The 19,104-nt window shown below is 52.3% G+C and carries 21 protein-coding genes; all 21 read right to left on the bottom strand.

Going from position 1 to position 19,104, the window contains the following annotated elements:
- Nucleotides 1–209 precede the first annotated feature (209 nt).
- The gene (locus HNQ56_RS07275; protein WP_429144176.1) at nucleotides 210–473 is read right to left on the bottom strand and encodes a cysteine-rich small domain-containing protein; all 264 of its coding nucleotides are present in this window, start codon (nucleotides 471–473) and stop codon (nucleotides 210–212) included.
- A gap of 6 nt (nucleotides 474–479) precedes the next feature.
- Nucleotides 480–1,223, bottom strand: coding sequence for a precorrin-2 C(20)-methyltransferase (cobI, locus tag HNQ56_RS07270; RefSeq protein WP_429144174.1), 744 nt, complete (start codon nucleotides 1,221–1,223; stop codon nucleotides 480–482).
- 8 nt (nucleotides 1,224–1,231) lie between these two features.
- Nucleotides 1,232–1,993, bottom strand: a complete 762-nt coding sequence (locus HNQ56_RS07265) for an ABC transporter ATP-binding protein (RefSeq protein WP_429144172.1) — start codon at nucleotides 1,991–1,993, stop codon at nucleotides 1,232–1,234.
- Complete coding sequence (locus HNQ56_RS07260; protein ID WP_429144170.1) at nucleotides 1,986–2,975, bottom strand: FecCD family ABC transporter permease; 990 nt, start codon at nucleotides 2,973–2,975, stop codon at nucleotides 1,986–1,988. Before HNQ56_RS07260 ends, HNQ56_RS07265 begins: the two co-directional genes overlap by 8 nt.
- 18 nt (nucleotides 2,976–2,993) lie before the next feature.
- On the bottom strand, nucleotides 2,994–4,106 hold the full coding sequence (locus HNQ56_RS07255; RefSeq protein ID WP_429144168.1) for an ABC transporter substrate-binding protein: 1,113 nt from the start codon (nucleotides 4,104–4,106) through the stop codon (nucleotides 2,994–2,996).
- Between the two features lie 70 nt (nucleotides 4,107–4,176).
- Complete coding sequence (locus HNQ56_RS07250) at nucleotides 4,177–4,956, bottom strand: sirohydrochlorin cobaltochelatase (protein WP_429144166.1); 780 nt, start codon at nucleotides 4,954–4,956, stop codon at nucleotides 4,177–4,179.
- Nucleotides 4,957–5,000: 44 nt separating this feature from the next.
- Nucleotides 5,001–5,318 (bottom strand): energy-coupling factor ABC transporter substrate-binding protein, encoded by a 318-nt coding sequence (locus HNQ56_RS07245; RefSeq protein ID WP_429144165.1) that lies wholly within the window; start codon nucleotides 5,316–5,318, stop codon nucleotides 5,001–5,003.
- Between the two features lies 1 nt (nucleotide 5,319).
- Complete coding sequence (locus HNQ56_RS07240; protein WP_429144163.1) at nucleotides 5,320–6,069, bottom strand: energy-coupling factor ABC transporter permease; 750 nt, start codon at nucleotides 6,067–6,069, stop codon at nucleotides 5,320–5,322.
- Nucleotides 6,070–6,150: 81 nt separating this feature from the next.
- Nucleotides 6,151–7,026 (bottom strand): energy-coupling factor ABC transporter ATP-binding protein, encoded by an 876-nt coding sequence (locus tag HNQ56_RS07235; protein WP_429144161.1) that lies wholly within the window; start codon nucleotides 7,024–7,026, stop codon nucleotides 6,151–6,153.
- Nucleotides 7,026–7,814 carry a cobalt ECF transporter T component CbiQ gene (cbiQ, locus tag HNQ56_RS07230; protein ID WP_429144160.1) on the bottom strand — a complete coding sequence of 263 codons (789 nt, stop codon included), beginning with the start codon at nucleotides 7,812–7,814 and terminating at the stop codon, nucleotides 7,026–7,028. The genes HNQ56_RS07235 and cbiQ overlap by 1 nt, the downstream gene beginning before the upstream one ends.
- Nucleotides 7,786–9,240, bottom strand: a complete 1,455-nt coding sequence (locus HNQ56_RS07225) for a cobyrinic acid a,c-diamide synthase CobB (RefSeq protein WP_429144158.1) — start codon at nucleotides 9,238–9,240, stop codon at nucleotides 7,786–7,788. The genes cbiQ and HNQ56_RS07225 overlap by 29 nt, the downstream gene beginning before the upstream one ends.
- Nucleotides 9,237–11,360 (bottom strand): precorrin-6A reductase, encoded by a 2,124-nt coding sequence (cobK, locus tag HNQ56_RS07220; RefSeq protein WP_429144156.1) that lies wholly within the window; start codon nucleotides 11,358–11,360, stop codon nucleotides 9,237–9,239. The genes HNQ56_RS07225 and cobK overlap by 4 nt, the downstream gene beginning before the upstream one ends.
- Nucleotides 11,357–12,088: a precorrin-3B C(17)-methyltransferase gene (cobJ, locus tag HNQ56_RS07215; protein WP_429144468.1), complete on the bottom strand. Its 732-nt coding sequence runs from the start codon at nucleotides 12,086–12,088 to the stop codon at nucleotides 11,357–11,359. The genes cobK and cobJ overlap by 4 nt, the downstream gene beginning before the upstream one ends.
- Complete coding sequence (locus HNQ56_RS07210; RefSeq protein WP_429144154.1) at nucleotides 12,078–13,190, bottom strand: cobalt-precorrin 5A hydrolase; 1,113 nt, start codon at nucleotides 13,188–13,190, stop codon at nucleotides 12,078–12,080. Before HNQ56_RS07210 ends, cobJ begins: the two co-directional genes overlap by 11 nt.
- Entirely contained in the window at nucleotides 13,187–13,945 is a 759-nt protein-coding gene (cobM, locus tag HNQ56_RS07205) for a precorrin-4 C(11)-methyltransferase (RefSeq protein WP_429144466.1), read from the bottom strand. The genes HNQ56_RS07210 and cobM overlap by 4 nt, the downstream gene beginning before the upstream one ends.
- Before the next feature lie 2 nt (nucleotides 13,946–13,947).
- Nucleotides 13,948–15,114, bottom strand: a complete 1,167-nt coding sequence (gene cbiD, locus HNQ56_RS07200) for a cobalt-precorrin-5B (C(1))-methyltransferase CbiD (protein WP_429144152.1) — start codon at nucleotides 15,112–15,114, stop codon at nucleotides 13,948–13,950.
- 29 nt (nucleotides 15,115–15,143) lie between these two features.
- Complete coding sequence (locus HNQ56_RS07195; protein WP_429144150.1) at nucleotides 15,144–15,827, bottom strand: precorrin-8X methylmutase; 684 nt, start codon at nucleotides 15,825–15,827, stop codon at nucleotides 15,144–15,146.
- Nucleotides 15,817–16,908: a pyridoxal phosphate-dependent aminotransferase gene (locus tag HNQ56_RS07190; protein ID WP_429144148.1), complete on the bottom strand. Its 1,092-nt coding sequence runs from the start codon at nucleotides 16,906–16,908 to the stop codon at nucleotides 15,817–15,819. The genes HNQ56_RS07195 and HNQ56_RS07190 overlap by 11 nt, the downstream gene beginning before the upstream one ends.
- Nucleotides 16,909–16,964: 56 nt before the next feature.
- Entirely contained in the window at nucleotides 16,965–17,954 is a 990-nt protein-coding gene (gene cbiB, locus HNQ56_RS07185; protein WP_429144146.1) for an adenosylcobinamide-phosphate synthase CbiB, read from the bottom strand.
- Nucleotides 17,951–18,694: a histidine phosphatase family protein gene (locus HNQ56_RS07180; RefSeq protein ID WP_429144145.1), complete on the bottom strand. Its 744-nt coding sequence runs from the start codon at nucleotides 18,692–18,694 to the stop codon at nucleotides 17,951–17,953. The genes cbiB and HNQ56_RS07180 overlap by 4 nt, the downstream gene beginning before the upstream one ends.
- Entirely contained in the window at nucleotides 18,667–19,101 is a 435-nt protein-coding gene (locus HNQ56_RS07175; RefSeq protein WP_429144143.1) for a bifunctional adenosylcobinamide kinase/adenosylcobinamide-phosphate guanylyltransferase, read from the bottom strand. Before HNQ56_RS07175 ends, HNQ56_RS07180 begins: the two co-directional genes overlap by 28 nt.
- Between the last annotated feature and the right edge of the window lie 3 nt (nucleotides 19,102–19,104).

The following is a 19,104-nucleotide window of genomic DNA, read 5'->3' as shown; positions in this document are numbered from 1 at the left end:
TTATTTATGATCAACACATATCTTATATATACCATATTCTGCTTATTTTGTAAATATGATATATCATTTTTATTTATTATTTTTCATACCCTGAAAGAAGAATGAAAAAAACGCTAAAAATTAAAAATAACTTTCAGCGTTCTGCTTAAAACCTTTATATGACTGTTCAAAATCTTTTTGCCTGTTTTTATCGTTCCGACGCTCTGCTTCTATGTATGACGCTCCTCCGGAACAGTACCTGCCTTTAGATATTGTATGATTTTATCATAATTCTCCGGATGGTGAGGGAAATCACAGCCGGCGCACACCTTCAGCCTTCCGCCCTCCCGTTCCTTATAGACCGGCTTTCCCGGACATCTCTCCCAGGTATAAAAGGGACAGTAGCAAAAAAGACAGTTCAGCTCCTGAATTCCCTTGTGGCAGGGATAGTACTGGCAGTCCCTGTTGGCAAAAAAACGGTACGAATTCTCCATATGCGATCAGCCCTTTCCTGCTCTTTCTTTTACAATGACAATGGTCAGATAACCGCTGTCAATATCCATATGTTCTATTCCGGTGCTGATTCTCTCATTGACCATACCGCAATTCTCTACCGTATACACTTCCAGCTTCCCAAGGCCTTCATATTCCTGCAAGGCCTTCTTTAATTCTGCCAGCTTTCTGCCGGATTTCATGTATATTCTGGTTCCCTTCCGCTCCAGGGTGCCGGAGATATCATAGGAACCGGGGATGATGTGTATCTCTTCCTTATTATCCCCCAAGGAGATTCCAAGAGACGCAGCCGCCGCACAAAAAGAGGGAATCCCGCTGACCATTTCCGCCCTGCCGTGATATTGTCCCGGCATATTCGCCGATAATGCCATTACCCTGCTGTGGATATAGCTGTAAGTGGAATATACCGAAGGATCCCCTATGGTAAGAAAGGCCACGGTCTTATCCGCATCCAGCAGTCGGATTACCTCCTCATAAATACGATCATGTACCTGTTTTAAAATCGCCTTATCCTTGATCATGGGAAAGGGCTTGCAGAGTATTTCCTTTTCATCCAGCTCCGGATATACCTGCTTTACAATCCGGTAAGCATAGCATTCCTCCTTCGGCTCGGAGGGAAGAATAACAACATCACTTTCACGGATGCATCTTAGTGCCTTCAGCGTTAATAATTCCGGATCTCCGGGACCCACTCCCACTCCATATAAAATGCCGCTCATAGCTATCCCCATCCCTTCCCTTACAAATCAAAAATATAATGCTTCCTTCCGTCATCACCGGAAATACATCCCATTCTGACCTGGAACACCTCTTCCAGAATACCACTTTGATACACTTCCTCAGGGGATCCCTGCATTGCCATGCTTCCCCGGCTCATGACCACAAGGGAATCCGAGCAGTTCATTGCATAATTCAGATCATGCAGTACCGCAATCACCGTCTTTCCCTGTCCCTTCAGCTCTTTCATCAGCTCCAGCAGCTCCAGCTGATAACGGATATCCAGATGAGCAGCCGGTTCATCCATCAGAAAAGTATCCGCCTCTCCTGCCAGCACCATAGCCAGGGATACCTTCTGCTTCTGTCCCCCGGACAGCTCTTCCACTCTTTTCTCCTTAAGCTGCAGTATTCCTGCTCTCTCCATGGCCCGGCGGCAATGCTCATAGTCCTCGTTTCTATATCTCCTGGGATAGGAAAGATAGGGGAATCTGCCATGCAGTACCATCCGCCCCACGGTAATGGCCCCTGCCTGACGGCTCTGAGGCAGATAAGCCAGCTGTCCGGCATACTCCTTCCCCGGAATATCCTGTCTCTCCCTGCCATTCAAATATATGCCGCCGCTCTGAACCTCACACAGGCCCAGAATCGCTTTCAAAAGAGTGCTTTTCCCGCTCCCGTTGGGGCCGATGACGGAAGTAATCCCGCCCTGCTCAAAGCCGATGCTGATCTCTCTGATCACCGGCAGTCTCCCGTATCCGGCGGTAATATTGTCCAATTTAAGCATTCTGTCCCCTCCTTTTCCCGCGAAACAGCAGCCATATGAAAAACGGCGCGCCGAGAAATGACAGGATAATCCCCACCGGCAGCTCATAGGGTGCAAACCAGGTTCTGGCGGCATAATCACAGGCTAATAAAAACAACGCTCCCAGCAATGCGCTTGCCAGGATGAAATATTTGCTCTCCTCCCCCACCAGCATTCTGGCGATATGGGGAATGATCAGGCCGATAAATCCCAACAGCCCCGCAAAGCTCACAGCCGCGCCGGAAAGCACCGCCGCCAGCATTAAGAACAGGAAACGGTAAAATGCCACCGGCAAGCCCAGGGTCTTTGCCGTATCCTCGCCCAGGGACAATACCTCCAGTTCATTATGAAGAAGCAGGGACAAAAGCACTGCAAGCACTACGGCGACGGCGGCATATTGCAGAGTAGTGGTATGAATATTACTTAAACCGCCGATTTTAAAAGCATTTCCTGCGATCAGCGAGGTCTCGCTGAAGGTGTACACCGCGTCTGCCGCACCGCTCAGCAGGCTGTTGATGGCAATGCCCGCCAGGATCAGTGTGATCTTAGAGGAACCGGTCCTTTTGCCAAGGAAATACACGAAGAGCACCGTCAGCAGCGCTCCCGCAAATGCCGCCAGGGGAAGGATACGGTAGGAGCCGGGCAGAATTACTCCGGCCAGGACAACGGCAAGTCCCGCGCCGGAGTTGACACCGATGAGATTCGGCCCTGCAAGGGGATTATTGAATATCGTCTGGATGATCGCGCCTGCCACCGCAAGCCCCATCCCGGCAATAACCGCACCGGCCACCCTCGGAAGCCGCACATGCAGAATGATCCTCCCTGCCGCCGTAAGCCCGTCATCATTCACCAACTCCCGCAGATCCCGGAGGGACAGCTTTACAGGCCCTCCAAGGACACCCGCCGCAATCATAATCAGAAGCAGAAGAAATATAATTCCTATTCTTTTCTGACTTTTCTTCATCCAATCCACCTCCGTACCCTATTCTCCTCCATACAGATAATCCGCCAGAATCTGATAGCTCTCTGCCCAGCGATCATTGGGCTTGATATGAAACAGCTCCTTGGGAAGGACATAATAATGATTGTCCCGAATCGCTTTCAACCCGCTCCAGGCCGGGTTGGAGATCAGCAGCTCCTCCACCATCCTAAGGGCAGCTTCCTGAGATTCTCCCATCGTCGTTACAAAGATAAAATCCGGGTCCTCTGCAATGATCGCTTCCATGCTCAGATTCTCCAGCAGCCCCTTTTCACTGTCCGCAATATTGATACTGCCCAGATCCTTCAGCATCTGTCCGGTCATGCTGGAGCTGTCCCGGGATTTTACTCCGCCGGAATATGCTCTTAACAGCAATATCCTGGGATTGCTCCCGTCTGCTCTGGCAATCTGGGCATCAATTTTCGTTCTCAGGGCCGTGACATTTTCCTCGTAGAGATCTCTTCTTCCTGTAATCTCTGTAAGGATGCTCATCATATCGGCATAATCCCCGAAGCTCTCCACCTCGAAATAAGCGGTGGTGATTCCCGCCGCTTCCAGCTTGTCCCGCAGAGCCACATGCTCTGCAATGATGCTGGAGAGAATCACAAAGTCAATCTCTTCCGCAATCATTGTCTCGATGCCGGGTTTCTTCAAATCTCCCAGATTCACCATGTCCTCTGTTATTTCAATGGTATCTGCCGCATCCTGGGTCACCGCGGCGATCTTCCCTCCCGCCAGCTGCCACATATCCGCATAGCTTCCGGATAAAACCGCTGTTTTCTCCGGGGATGCGACGGTTACGGTATAGCCCAGGTCATCTGTAAAGGTAACGGCATCGTATGTTTCATCCGGTTCCGGTTCTCTGAGAATTTCTCCTCTATGACAGGCACATAGCAGACTTAAGATTGCAGTCAGACAGAATGCCGTAGCAAAAGACCGCCCCCTGCTTCGACCGGTTCTATTTTGACCTATTCTATACTGATCTGCTCTATCTTGATTTATCCTGTCTTGATCTACTCTGTCCTGATCTGTTCTATCCTGATTTACTCTGTCTCCATCTGTTCTTCTGTTTAACTCCGGTCTCCTGCATCTGTCTGTTCTTCTGCCTCTATCCATCTCTATCTCCAATCAATTTCCTATCTTACCTTTGGTCTTACTCTCTGATCCATTCCTGTTCTATTATCTCTCAATCTATCACTTTTCTCAAGTGCTCTATATAGATTTCACGAATCCCTTCATATTCCCCCATACCTTTCAGTATGCATTCCGGTTCATAACCTGCGGCCTTTAATTCCGATGCAAAGGAAGCTTCCTCCCCCGCCATATCATGAATGGCATGGTCCCCCGCCACCAACATCAGGGGAAGCAGCAGAATACGTCCCTTTCCTTTCTGCTCCGCAGCCAGCCGTTCTATCACAGAAGCAATGTTGACCGCACCCTCCACAGTTGCAATATAGAGCTCCCTCCCGGAACTGCTTCGCAGGGCCGTCTCCAGTTCTGCATAACACTGATCTGCTTCATGTGCGGAGCCATGGCCCATGAATACCACCGGGTCATCTCCGGCTATCTCTTTTATCTCCTCCCAGATCGCTCCGGCAACCAGTTTAATATCCGCTTCCCCTCCAAGGAGTGCTCCCGCAATCTTCACCTCGGTGAACAGAGTACGAACCTCTTCGACGGCATGTTTCATTTTGTTATTCTCAATACCATCCATAACATGGGTAGGAAGAACCGCCACATGCGTGATTTCTTCCTGAAGCATCTCCAGCAATGCTTCCTGAATTCCCGGAATCCGGATATGATCTCTTTTCTCCAGTACGTTCCTTACCCTCTGGCTGGAGTAAGCCTGATAAAGCTTCCAGTGCGGGAAGTTCTCCCGCACTGCCTCTGCCAGCCTCTCTATATTCTTCTCTCTGGTATCCCGGTAGGTCGTACCAAAGCTTACCATCAAAATTCCCTTTTTCATCTTGCTCTCCTTTGCTGGCTCAGTACCGCTTTATGCTTTATATCCTATGCCTTTTCCTTCGTACCCGTCCATTTTTTACGTTCCACCAGACGTCCCATGAGAAAGGCAATGATTCCCACGCCAATTCCGGTTTGAAGACAGAAGAAAAGGCTCTCCACCTCTCCCGGAAGCTCGCCGTTGATCATGGTTTCCAAAACAGGCGTAAACCACGGCTCATAGCTGCCGGTAATTTCTTCGATCATCACGCTGCCGGCATCATCGGAGCCTCCAAACTCCGCACCCTTTAAGGCAAATAGCGGCACCAGCGCAATCAGGGCTGCCGCGATCAGCAATATGATAACGGTTCTCTTCGTCTTACTCATCCTACTTTACCTCCTTATTGTAATTCAGCATGCCCAGTTCCGGCTGTGCATAAGCTTCCAAAGCCATGATAACCAAAACCGTCAGAATTCCCTCCAGAATAGCCAGAGGAAGCTGGGTCGGAGCAAATACTCCCAGGAACTTTCCTGCCGATGCCAGAACGCCGCCCTCCTGGGACGGATAGCTTATGGCAAGCTGGAAGCTTGTCACACAATAAGTAAAGAGATCTCCCAGCGATGCCGCAAGGAAAACAGCGGCATAGCGGTTTATTTTCGCCAGCTTGCACAGCTTGAATATTCCATAGCTTACAAAGGGTCCTGCGATAGCCATGGAGAAGGTGTTTGCACCTAGGGTGGTCAACCCGCCATGGGCCAGAAGAATCGCCTGGAACAGAAGTACGATGATACCCAGAATGCTGACAGTTGCCGGTCCAAAGAGGATTGCCCCCAGGCCGGTTCCGGTCATATGGGAACAGCTTCCCGTAACCGAAGGGATTTTCAAAGAGGATATCACAAAGATAAATGCTCCCGCCATGGCCAGCAGTGTGATATTTCTTCTGCTCTCCGTCAGCCTCTTCTTAATCGCCAGATAGCCTGCCACGATAAAGGGAATGCATAATACCCCCCAGGCAATGCAATATTGCGGTGACAGATACCCCTCCATAATGTGCATTGCGCCGGCTACCGGATAAATACCGGCGGCTGCCGACAGGATTGCAAGTGCTGCAATCATCTTTTTTTGTTTCCTAGTCATGTTACCTTTCCTCACTTTCCTATTATTATCTATTTTCCTCAAGCAGCTGCGAAATCCCTTTTTCCGGAGCTTCGCAACCGCCTAATGACTGAAATAATTATTTTTCAAAAGCTCTTCCAGTTCCTCAAGGGATCTGGGGCAGCCAACCTCCTTGCCCGTGCTGCGCTCAGAAGAGATTTCCTGCTCTGGCAGCAGTCCGTTCCTCACCAGTAAGGCATGGACCTCCATCAAAACCGGTTTCTTTAAATGGGCTGTTTTCAGCAATTCTTCTTCCCTGAAAATGTCCTCCGGCGTGCCGTCACCGATAAGACATCCTTCATGAAAGACCAGAATCCGGTCTGCAAAGCGATAGGCAAAATCCACATCGTGGGTGGACAAGAGTATGGTCTTTCCCTCCAGCCCGATCTGGTCCAGAACCTTCTCCAGCATACCGGCATTAGCCGGATCCAGGGATGCCGTAGGCTCGTCGAAAATCATGATCTCTGAATCCATCGCCAGAATATCCGCAATGCTGACTCTTTTCTTCTCCCCGCCGCTGAGATAATGCGGGGGGCGCAGCAGATATTCCTCCAGTCCCATGGTTCGAATGGCATCCATAGTCCTCCGCTCTGTTTCCTCTCTTGGAAGCCCCATGTTCAAGGGACCGAAAGCCACCTCTGCTTTTACTGTGGAAGCAATCATCTGATGGTCCGGATCCTGAAATATAATACCCACCTTCCGCCGCAGCTTGTTTTTATTCTTTCTGCCAATAGCCTCGCCCCGATAATAAATCTCGCCCCCGGCAGGCTCCCGGACCCCGTTCAAATTCAGAAAGAAGGTGGATTTTCCTGCTCCGTTGGCACCCAGCACAGCTATTTTTTCCTGCCGGAAGATCGTTATACTGACATCCTTTAATGCCGTCCGGTCTCCGTCATAGGTAAAGCTCAGATTCTTTACCTCCAAAAGCTTCTCCTTCATTAATACCACCTCCTTACGGCAGCTATTATCGCCAGCATCACAATATAAATAATACCGTAAACCAACTGCCCTTTCTTAAGCGGCCGTTTTTCCTCCCAGAAGAGACAGCTGCCCTCATAGCCCCTGGACTCCATGGCATCATAGTGCAGCTCCGCCCTTCTAAGGGAAAGCACCAGAAGGTTCGCCAATTCGGCGCCGAAGGTGCGGAAGGAGGTTCTCAGGCTGCTGTAACCCAGTCTTGAGCCGGCCGCCTCCTTCTGCTTCTGATTGATATCCGACAGAACAAAGATATACCGGTAGATCAGATGCATCAGCTCCAATATCACATTGGGTACACGGAGCTTTCGGAAAACGGAGATAATCTCTCCCATGGGAGTGGAAAGCGTCAGCATGTAAAAGGCGCTGACCGCCGCAAATGCTTTTAGCACCACCCTTCCGGCCAGGTACAGGCTCTCCTTTGTGAGAAACAGCTTTGTTCCAAAGAAAGGAATAGAAAATAAACTGCCCTCTCCCCTTCCCACCTGTATCAGAATTGCCACAGCCCCCAGAAGGAGGAAGGCGGCAGGAAGCCGCAGCATCCGCAGATATTCCCCCAGGGGAAGCTTCCCGATTCCAACACTGAGAAACAGCATAAATAATATGGTCACGGCTGATATCCCCAGATTGTCCGCTGCGATGACGATAATCAGTGCAGCGACGGAAAAGGCTGCTTTATAATCCGTATTCCAGTATCCCAGGCCCGAACGATAGGCATAATAGTCAATGCTGAAGTGATGTGTTTTGTGCATAAGCTCTGACCCTCTCTAAATACCGACGGACAAACTCCGTATTGGAATAGTAATACAGATGAGGGAAGCCCCACCAGTGATTCTCTCCGGCATGGATACATCTCCAGTTCTTCCCGGAGACCGGCTTCTGTGCGATGCAGGAGGTTCCGTTATCCGTGCTGTCATAGTAATGGAATTCATGCCCCCGTATCCCGGTGCAGTCCAGGAAGGTCCGGGTATCTGCAATGACGCTGATATATCCAAAGCGCACCAGCTTCCCCGTATAATGACAGCTTCCCTTAACCGCTCCTACCATGGGAAAAGCCTTGCCATCGGGATTCTCCATGGTCTCATGCAGATACATAAAACCCCCGCATTCCGCCAGAGAGGGCATCCCTCCTTCTATTGCCCGGTATAGACTCTCCTTCATGCCGGTATTCTGCGACAGCTCCCGGGCATAAAGCTCCGGGTATCCGCCTCCCAGCAGAAATCCATGAACATGATCCGGCAGCTTGTTATCTCTCAGCGGGGAGAAGAATTCCAGCCTGGCTCCGCCTCGTTCCAGCAATTTTAGATTGTCTTCGTAGTAAAAACAGAATGCTTCATCCCTTGCAACGGCAATCCGAAGCTCCTCTGCATTGGACTTTCTCCGGCAGGGTGCCCCCTCGGACAGATTTGTGTCCGATGCGTCCGCGTCTGCCTCTGCCCCTGATTCGTTCACAGGGAAAGGAAGCAATCCCGCACCCATTTCCAGCTCAGCTGCCCGGGAGGCAATGGCTTCTATCTTCTCCATATCCATACAGGCTCTGAAGGTGTCCCCTGCCTGCTTTACCTGCTCCCTTAAATCCTTCACTTCATCCGGCAGCAGCAGCCCAAGATGTCTGCTCTCCAGCTGAAGTCCGTTCAGCTTCGGAAAATACCCCAGCACCTGGACCGGCAGCTGCTCCTCGATCTCCGGCTTAATGGTTTCATAAAATGGTTTCGAGATCCTATTTAAGATTATTCCTTGAATTAAATGCTGCCTGTCATACTGCAGGAAGCCTGCAATCAACGGAATCACCGACCTTCCCATCCCATGGGCGTCAACCGCCAGCAGAATCGGGGTGCCTGACACCGCAGCCATATGATAGGAGGATGCCTCCTCCTTGATTCCCCCAAGGCCGTCATACAGTCCCATGACACCTTCCAGAACAGAGATATCCTTCCCTCTGGCCCCTTCCAGCAGCAGGAGGCGGGTGGTCTCCTCATCCGTAAAGAAGGTATCCAGGTTTTTAGAGGGTACACCGATCACCCTTTGATGAAACATGGGATCAATATAATCCGGGCCGCATTTAAAGGCTGCGGTTCTCTTCCCCAAATCCGTCATTGCCTGCAGGAGAGCGCAGGTCAGAAGGGTCTTACCGCTTCCGCTGCCCACCGCCGCCATCATGATTCTAGGTGCTTTCATCCCTCTCTCCTCTCCTGCTCCAGCCCTGTTCCGCCGTCAATGGGGCGGACAAAGCCCGGTGTAAAATCAAAGGATACAATATAGACCGGATTCTCCGCCAGCATCATATGATAGCTTCCCGCCGTTCTGGCCCTGCTGGCCTGGATCTGAACAATCTCCTCCTGCTCCGCCGGAAGGTCCTTCAAAATGAAGGTAATCTCACTGATGGTTTCCAGCGTAACCGCATTGATTACGACACGGGCCGTCGGATTCTTCCGGTAAAGCTCATCTAATATGCCCCTCAGATTGCCGCTGCTTCCGCCGATAAAGACATGGGTCGGAGGCGGCAGTTCCTTCAGAACCTCCGGCGCCTCCCCCCGGATCACCCGGATATTGCGCAGACCAAAATGCTCCTGATTTTGTTCCAGCAGACAGGCGGCTTCTTCCTTCTTCTCAATGGCATAGACCTGGACGGTATCGGACAATTCCGCGCTTTCGACTGCAATGGAGCCCGTACCGCTCCCAATATCGTAGAGAACAGCCTCCTCATACAAACGGAGCTTGCAGATGGATACCTCCCTTATCTCCTCCTTGGTCATAGGTACCTTGTCCCGCAGAAATGCGCTGTCCGGCCGCCCATGAGTCAAAGTTCTTTTCTGCACCCTCTCATTAAGAAGCAGGCAGGAATACAGCCCCTGCTCCTCCAGCTTCTCTAAATCCTCCGGGTGCAATTCCAGAAGCTGCTCCTCCGGATAAGAGAGCTGATATCCTGCTATGATCCTTACCTCGTCCAGCCCCGCTTCCAAAAGCTCCGCGCCGAGACGCCTCATATCTTCCAAACCGGATACGAGAAGAAAGGATTTCCTGTTTGACCTCACCGCCCTGGGAACATCTGCACTTCTGCCATGGATGCTCAATATCCTGGCATCCTGCCAGCTCATCCCCGCCCTTGCGCAAAGATAGGAAAGGGAGGAAATACCCGGACAGATTCTTACCTCCGCCTGCAGTTCTCCCCCGGCGATTTCCTGTTGCAGCGCCTCATAGAGCTTCTGGGCTCCGCTGTAAAAGCCGGTGTCGCCGGAGAAAAGAATCACCGCCCGGCCGATACAGCCACAGCCGGGGCCTTTTCTTCCTGCTGTTTTCTTCTCTATTTCCTTCAAACAGGGGATAATGTCTCCGGCCAGATAATAGGGGTAAGTCCGCACCTGCCTTGGAAGGTCTTCCAAAAGCCGCTCTGCGCCGAATATTACCTCCGCCTCGTCAATTGCCTGCCAGGCTTCCCCGGTCAGCAGAGCCGAACTTCCCATTCCCATACCAATCAGGGATATCTGCCAGGTCTGCTTTTTCTCAGGAGCAATGCCGGTCAGCCTCTCTAATTCCCGGCAGACCTCCTCCATGGTATAACCCGGCTCCTTCTCCGGATTGCCAATGATCATGACCTGTGTCCCGGTACGTCCGGCGGCCTCCAGCTTCTCTTCAAAGCCACCGGTGCTTCCGCTTTCCTTGGTGACCAAATAGCGGATATCGAACTGGCGGAGCATGGCCTCATTCATCTCCCTGGAAAACGGCCCCTGCATGGCAATAATCTGTTTCCCGGCAAGTCCCTGCCCCTGACAGGCCAGGATGCTTTCCACTCCCGGCAGCACTCTTACATACAGCCTGGCTCGAAGCTCCTCCTCCCCCGCATATACCGCCAGCTCCTTGCTGCCGGTGGTCAGGAGGATATTGCCCCTGGTTTTCTTTAGTGCCCGGACACATTCCTCATGACCGGAATAGCCGGTGATCTCCTCCTGTCTGATTCGCTGCTTCTTCGTATCCCTGCTCAGACGCAGATAGGGTATCCGGCTGCCCTTCAGGCTTTCTTTGATATTTTCCGAAACCACAGCGGCAAAGGGATGGGTCGCATCTACTACCGCCAGATAATCCTCCGCTGCAATAAACTCCTTCATCTCCTCCGCTGTCATCCTGCCTTGATGAAGGATCAGGCTTTGCCCGCCTCCATGCGGCCCCTGCTTCTCTTCCATCACCTGTCTGCCGTAGTCCGTCGCAACACAGACCGTACAGCCGATGCCCCGGCCGGTGAGATATTCCGCCAGACTCCGGCCCTCAGTGGTTCCTCCAAAGATAAGTATCTGCTTCATAAGCGGTATCCTCTCGGTGTTACCAGCTTCCCTTCCTGGAGCAGGGTCCGTGAATTGCCGATAAAAACTGTGGTAAACATATTGACCCGTTGTTCTCTCAACTCCTTTAACGTACAGGTAACGCTCCTTGTTCCGGCTCTTCCTATCTTCTCCACATAGCCGCAGACTCTGCTCTCCTCGATTCTCTCCAGCAGGATATCGCAGGCTTTTTGCAGATAATCCGCCCTCTTATGGCTGGAGGGGTTATAAAGTGCGATACAGAAATCCCCCTGGGCCGCCGCTCTCAGCCTCTGCTCAATCAGCTCCCAGGGTGTCAGTAAATCACTGAGGCTGATTACGGCATAATCATGATTCAGCGGAGCCCCAAGGCAGGCTGCCCCGCTGTTGGCAGCCGTGATCCCCGGAATTATCTCCAGCTCACAGTCCGGATGCTCCCTTCCGATTTCATACATCAGAGAGGCCATCCCATATACACCCGCGTCTCCGCTGCAGACCATGGCAACCTTCTTGCCTTTCTCCGCCTCTTCAAAGCACATTCTGCAACGCTCGATTTCCTTTTTCATCGGAGTGGACAGCAGCTCCTTCTCCCGGAACCGTTCCTCCAGCAGCTCCAGATATACGCCGTAGCCTACGATGACTTCGCTCTCCTCCAGCGCCCTGAGTGCCTGAAGGGTCATCATCTCTTCCGCTCCCGGCCCTATGCCTACCACTGATATTTTATATTTCATCAAAGACTACCCTCCAATCCTGAAGCGCAATGGCTATGGTAATGCCATCCTCCGCATATTTCTCCGATATCAGCCTTCCCCCGCTGCCTGCCGCAGCCATGGCGGAACGCTCACATACATTATCCGTGCCCACCTGCTCCTGCACAAAAGCAGAAGCCTGGAATTCTCCTTCCACCCGGCTTAATTCCCCGGGGGAAAAAGTCTGAAAGGGAATCCGGTATTTTGCAGCCAGTTCCATTAATCCCTCTTCCTCCTTCTTCCGGTCCACCGATGCAATGGCGGCAACCGCTTCCCAGCGGATTCCGGCCTTTTTCATCCGCTTATGAAGAACCGCCTCAATCTGGGAAAGAGTTCTTCCGCGCCTGCAGCCTATTCCAACCAGAATTGCCCTGGGACACAGCTGCAAATCAGCGCTGTCCTCACCTTCCTCAAATGGGGAGACCAATACGGACACCTTCTCCTGTACCGGGTAGGGTCTCATTATGACCTCCTTGGGAGGTGTTCCGGCCCATTTCCCAGCAACAGCCATCGTAACAGTTTCTATCTCCAGCACTATGGAGGATACCTTTCCGATACCGCTTCGGTTGCAGATTGCCAGATTATTGCTTTTTGCAAACACATCTACGGCAAAAAGTCCATTTACATCCGTCGCAGTAGTAATTACCGCTGTTGCTCCAATCCTGTCCGCCAGCTGCTTCGCCAGCGCATTGGCCCCGCCATAGTGGCCGGATAAGACCGGTATTACGAACTGCCCAGCCTCATCCATGACCAGGACCGGAGGATCTGTGAGCTTATCCCTGAGAATGGGAGCGATAGCGCGGACAGCAATCCCGCAGGCTCCGATAAACAACAGCGCGTTCTTCTCCTCAAACTGCTTCTCTGTCCAGGCAGAAAGGGGCTCTGAAACGGATATTAAACCTCGATTCCCTGATGCTTTATGCTTAGTGTACAGGGACAGCTCTATCTTCTGCTCTGTACTTTGCTCTATCGTTTGCTCTGTCTTCTGCTCTGTTTTTTGTTCTACCCCATGCTCCAGGCTCTGGTATATCTGCCTGGAAAGCTCCGCCCCTCTGGCCGTAAAACTGATTACACTGATTCTCATAGCCGTTTTCCTCGAAACTCTGTTTCAAAATCCGGTGCGTACAGTCTGGAACGCTGATATTCACGGTGTGCCAGAGCATCACCCACCAGAATCAGCGCAGTTTTGGTTATCTTATGGGCTTTGGCTGTCTCATCCAGCGTTTCGACGGTACAGATATAGGCTTCTTCCTCCGGCCAGGTGGCCTTGTAGACAATGGCCGCCGGTGTATCCGGGAGATAACCCCCTCTGACCAGCCGTTCCTCCAGCTCCTTCAGCAGCCCGGTGCTTAAGTAAATCGCCATAGATGCCCTATGCGCCGCCAGGCTCTCAATGCTCTCCTTCTCCGGCACCGGAGTCCTGCCTTCCATTCTGGTGATAATCAAACTCTGGGAGATTCCTGGCAGGGTGTATTCCAGATTCAGAGATGCTGCCGCCCCGAAACAGGCGCTGACACCGGGACAGCTGTCATACTGGATTCCCAGCTCCTCCAGGATATCCATCTGCTCCCGTACCGCCCCGTATACGCTGGGGTCTCCGGTATGAAGGCGCACAATCCGGTCTCCCTTTTGATCCGCCTCCCGGATCACATCAATCACCTCTTCCAGTGTCATTTTGGCACTGTTATGCAAGCGGCATCCCTCTCTTGCGTACTGCAAAAGCTCCGGATTCACCAGAGAGCCCGCATATATTATCACATCCGCCTGTTCTAACAGCCGCATTCCCCTTACGGTGATCAAATCCACGGCGCCGGTTCCGGCCCCAACAAAATGTACCATTTCTACCTCCATGACTTCTCCTCAGCCTTCGCGGCTTCCTTGATTTTCTCCAGCAGCTGGGCTGCCCCGCTGCTTCTTGCCAGCTCTCCGAAGTCCTGAGCATACATGATGCACTCAATATGAATTCTGGAGGCTGCCCGTGCCCTAAGATTTGCACATGCCTTCTCCATAATGATTTCCATAGTTTTTTCCAGACAGCCGCATTCTGCCAGCAGCCGCACCGCTTCCTCCGTCGTGGCACTGTTCAATATTTCCAGAGCCGTCTCTGCGGTGATTCCGGCCCGGAGGCCCGCCGCCGCCATCAGCTCCATCCGGCAATCCCCCTGCTTCGAGTGGGTGTTCATGATGCCGCCGGACAGCTTCACCAGCTTGCCGATGTGCCCCGTCAGAAGCATTTCCTGAAAGCCCGAGGCAGCCGCCATGTCGATGGTTTCTCCGATAAAATTGCTGCATTTCACGCTCTGATCCAGATCGTACTGATAGTATTTCTTCATATAATTCCGCCCGTAATTTCCGGGGGTCACTGCCACGGCCAGGCTGCCCTCCGCCTTCTTCACGTTCAGCTCCACCTGGATGGTATCTAACAGGGCCTGGCTGCTCATGGGTTCCACGATCCCCGTTGTCCCCAGGATGGAGATACCTCCTACAATGCCCAGCCTGGGATTAAAGGTCTTACTGGCCAGCTCTTCTCCGCCGGGAACGGAGATCACCACCCGAAGACCTCCCTGGTAATCGGCCAGTTGGCATATCTCGGCCACCTCTTTGGCGATCATCTCCCTGGGAACGTGATTAATTGCTGCATTTCCAACGGGCTGATCCAATCCCCGCTTTGTCACTCTTCCAACTCCCGGACCGCCGTCAATCAGGATGTGATTTCCTCCGGACTCCGGCCAAGACCCGCTCTCTTCCCCCTCCGGAAAATGTTCCGGTGAGACTGTGGCAAAGATCAATGCCCCTGTGGTAATATCCGGGTCATCTCCCCCATCCTTACAGACGGCGCAGCTCACCCTGGTGTCTTCTCTGCAAATCTCCAGGATCTCCGCCTGAAAAGGCTTTCCGGCCGGCGTATCTATGGTTATTGTTTCCTTAATCTTACCCGTAAGCAGCATGTAAGCCGCTGCCTTTGCAGCTGCCGCCGCGCAGCTGCCCGTCGTAAAACCATATCGCATTTTTAATCCTCCATGCCGCAGCCTTTAATCTATCTCCCCAGCTCATAAAGGATGGCATTGCAGATGGCTGCTGCCACATTGCTTCCGCCCTTCCTGCCCCGGTTAATGATATAGGGGATATCCGTACCTATTATCAGCTCCTTCGCTGCCACCACATTAACAAAACCCACCGGAACCCCGATGATAAAAGCCGGTCTGTATTGTCTCTTCTCCAGCAGCTCATAGAGCTGTATCAGAGCCGTAGGAGCATTTCCAACCGCAAAGATCACCGGCTTCTCCAGCCGGGAAGCCTTCTCCATACTTACCGCCGCCCTGGTGGTCCGTCTCTCCTTCGCCAATTCGGCAACCTCCGGTTCCGCCATAAAGCAATGGGCCTCCCCCCCGTAACGTGCCAGGACGTTTTTATTAATCCCGGCCAGCGCCATATTGGTGTCCGTTACAATGTCCGCACCGGCAAGAATCAACTCCTTTGCCCTCTCTACCGCTCCCGGGGAGAAGGTGAGCGTGCCGGCATAATCAAAATCGGCACTGGTATGGATGACCCGTTTGATTACCGGCTCCTGCTGGGGACAGAGCCGGATGCCTCGTTCCTCCAGCTCCTCTGTAATGATCTCAAAGCTGCGTTTCTCAATCTCCTCCGGCAATACCGCCTCCAGAGCCTCGAAGCCGGTCTTTGCCGTCCCCGGCCGTCCGCCTTCCAGATTAATCTCCATCTCTATCCCCCTCCTTCTCCCCTGCAAACCTGGCAGGAACCGCACCGTGAGCCCTAAGTATCTCCCGGACCGCATTCAGCAGAAGCTCATTCTCCTCACGGTTTTTCACTGCAATCCGGTAAAAGCCCCGATCCAAGCCTTTATAATTGCCGCAGTCGCGAATCAGAATGCCTTCTTCCAGCAGCCCTTCGTAGAGAGGATGCTCCGTCTCCAGCAAAAGGTAATTTGCATCGGATGGATACACCTTGATACCCAGCTTCTCCATCTCACCGATTAAATACTGCCGCTCCCGGCTTACATACCAGGCTGTCCTGCCTGCAAACCCTTCTTCCCCGCAAGCCGCAACTCCCGCTCTCTGGGCAAACACCGACAGGTTCCATTCCGGCAGCTGTTCTTCTATCCTGCGCTTCCATTCCGGGCCGGAGCAAAGCAAATATCCCAGCCGCACCCCCGGTATGGCATAGATCTTAGTAAAGGCACGCACTACGATAACCCCCGGATAACGATCCAGTTTATCCTTGTAGGAATACTGCTCCTCCTTCCCGGTAAACTCCAAAAAGCATTCGTCAATGACCAGGGTAATCCCTTTTCTGCCGCAATGCTCCGCTATCTTCTCAAGGAGCCTGCTCTCTATGAGATTCCCCACCGGATTATTGGGATTAGCCAAAAACAGCAGATCCACTTCCTCCGTCAAATACTCCAGCAGTCCTTCCTCCAATTGATAGCCTGTCTCCGCCTTCATCGGATAGAAAATCAGCTCTCCCCCGGAGGCTCTTGCCGCCCGCTCATAGCCGAAGAAAGAAGGAACCGGAATAACCGTCCTCCTGGGACGGACCGCATGGACAATGGCACAGAACAGCTCGGATGCGCCGTTGCCTGCTACAATCCTCTCCGGGCACACTCCGGTCCGCTGCGCAATCCCCTTCTTCAAGGCTTCCGCTTTTATGTCGGGATATTCCCCGCAGTGCTCCACCGCCTGCAGCAGAGCATCCTTCACTGCATCAGGCATCCCAAGGGGATTGATGTTCACCGAAAAATCCATATTTACTTTGTTACGATAGATGTCACCGCCGTGAAGCATTCTGTCCTCCTGCTGTATGCCGATAGCGGCACTAACAATTCATATAATGCCGGCAATCAAACAAACCTGTATAAATAAATCGCCAGCATCCCCGCCAGGCAGATGCCTTGGCAAATATCCGATGCCAGATACATCAGACGGTTTACCCGGATAATATCCCGGTCTTCCACCGGCCTGACCGCATCACCAATATACGGTTTTTGAACTATTTTCCCGGAATAGCTGGCATCCCCTGCCAGGCGTATCCCCAATGCACCGGCACAGACCGCTTCCGTGTGAGCCGAATTGGGGCTGGCATGATTCCTCCGGTCCCGCCGGTAAATCCTCCAGGCCGGTTTCATATGATAACCGGCACCGGCAAAGGGGCAGGCAAGAATCATCAGCAGTGCGCTGATTCTTGCCGGTATATAATTCAGTATATCGTCCAGCCTGGCCGCCGCCCTTCCAAAATACAGATACCGGTCATTCTTATATCCTACCATGGAGTCCATGGTATTTACCGCTTTATACAGGAAGCCCAGTACCGGGCCGCCCAGTGCCAGAAACAGCATGGGAGCAATCACACCGTCGGAGGTATTCTCCGCCACTGTCTCAATTGCTGCTTTGGCCACGCCCTCTTCATCCAATTGCTGCGTATCCCTGCCCACAATCATGGCTACGGCCTTCCTCGCCCCCTCCAGATCCTGCTCCCGGAGCTTTTGGTACACCTTCATGCTTTCCACCTTCAGGCATTTTGCCGCCAGAATCTGATAAGTCATGATGCTCTCTGCAGCCAGCCCCAGCAGCGGGGCAACGCTGTAAGCAACAGCGAGAATGGCATAGGCCGCGGCTGCGGTGGCAGTCAGCACCAGAATCACCAGGAGCACGCCCCGCCGGAGTTCCTTCTGATCGTCCCGGTTCCCGCCTTCGATACTTCCCAGAAGCCGCCGGTCCAGGGCCGCAATCAGACTGCCGATCTGACGTATGGGATGCCATAGCCAGTAAGGATCTCCAAATAATCGATCCATTACAAACCCGATAAAAAAACCTGCCATATGGTATATCATCCGTTTTTCCTTTCCAGCCTTTCTGCCATGCCAATGCTGTACTCCCCTGTATTGCTTATTTCAAGCAAACAGCGGTAGCCTTCGCCGTTTTTGCACTGATAATCAAAATATCCCCCGCTGCCATAGGAGCTTAGCAGCGCCATGATCGTTCCTCCATGAACGGCCGCGATGACGGAAGGATATCTGGCGGCTTCTGTTTTACTTTCTGTTTCGGCCATTGCCATACTTCCCATATCCGGCATCATCCGAAGAAGCTTGTCCAGCCCCTTCCGGCACCGGAGAACAAATTCCTCCCTGCTCTCGCCCTCCGGAAAGGGAAGCTCCCCGTTGCTGTCCAACCACGCCTGGTAGTCTGCATCCCCGCACAATTCCTTGTAGTTTTTTCCTTCAAAACGGCCAAAATCAATCTCTCTCCACTCCTCGATGAGAAGAGGCTCGCTGCCGTACAGCAGCTTCGCCGTCTCCCGGCAGCGCCGCATGGGGCTGGACACCAGGATGCCTTCCTTTGGATACATTCCTGCATTCTTACCGTCCTCCAGACGTTGCCTCCCTTTTTCAGACAGGCTCTCATCCGTTCTTCCGATATACTTCCCCGATTCATTGGAGGGAGTTTCCCCATGGCGTATCAAAATCAGATCGATTGGCGTTATATCAATTGGATTCATATTTTTTTCAATCAGATCTATTTCATCCATATCTATTTCAATGCTATCTACTTGATTCTCTGTCCTATCCCGCATAGAATGCGTTCCACCCTTTCTGCTTCGGAGGCCGTTTTACAGAGAATTCTCCCCAGTCTTTCCCGGTATTCCCTGTCCTCCTTCGGCATCGGTACGATCCCGTTGCCGACCTCATCGGAAATGATAATCAATTCCGGGTACCGTCTCATCCATTCCTCTGTCAAGGTTTCCGGGTTCTTCCCTTCCTTCAGCAGGCCTTTTACCAGAAGATGAAAATGATTGATGATTCTTATCTTTCCTGTCTCCATTTCCGGCAAGCCCTCCGCACCGTCCGCCACCTGGCTTGCAGGGATTCCGGTTCGGCCCAGCACATAATTTAATTTTCCCTGAGCGTATCCGCCGATGTATAACTCCATACTATAATCATATCCTTTCTCTCCGCCCGCTCCGCTAGTGTGCTGTCTCATTCC

The sequence above is a fragment of the Anaerotaenia torta genome (genome assembly GCF_050433395.1).
GTDB classification, from domain to species: domain Bacteria; phylum Bacillota; class Clostridia; order Lachnospirales; family Lachnospiraceae; genus Mobilitalea; species Mobilitalea torta.
The sequence above is the reverse complement of the archived record's forward strand: the minus strand, read 5'-3'. Positions and strand labels throughout refer to the sequence as shown.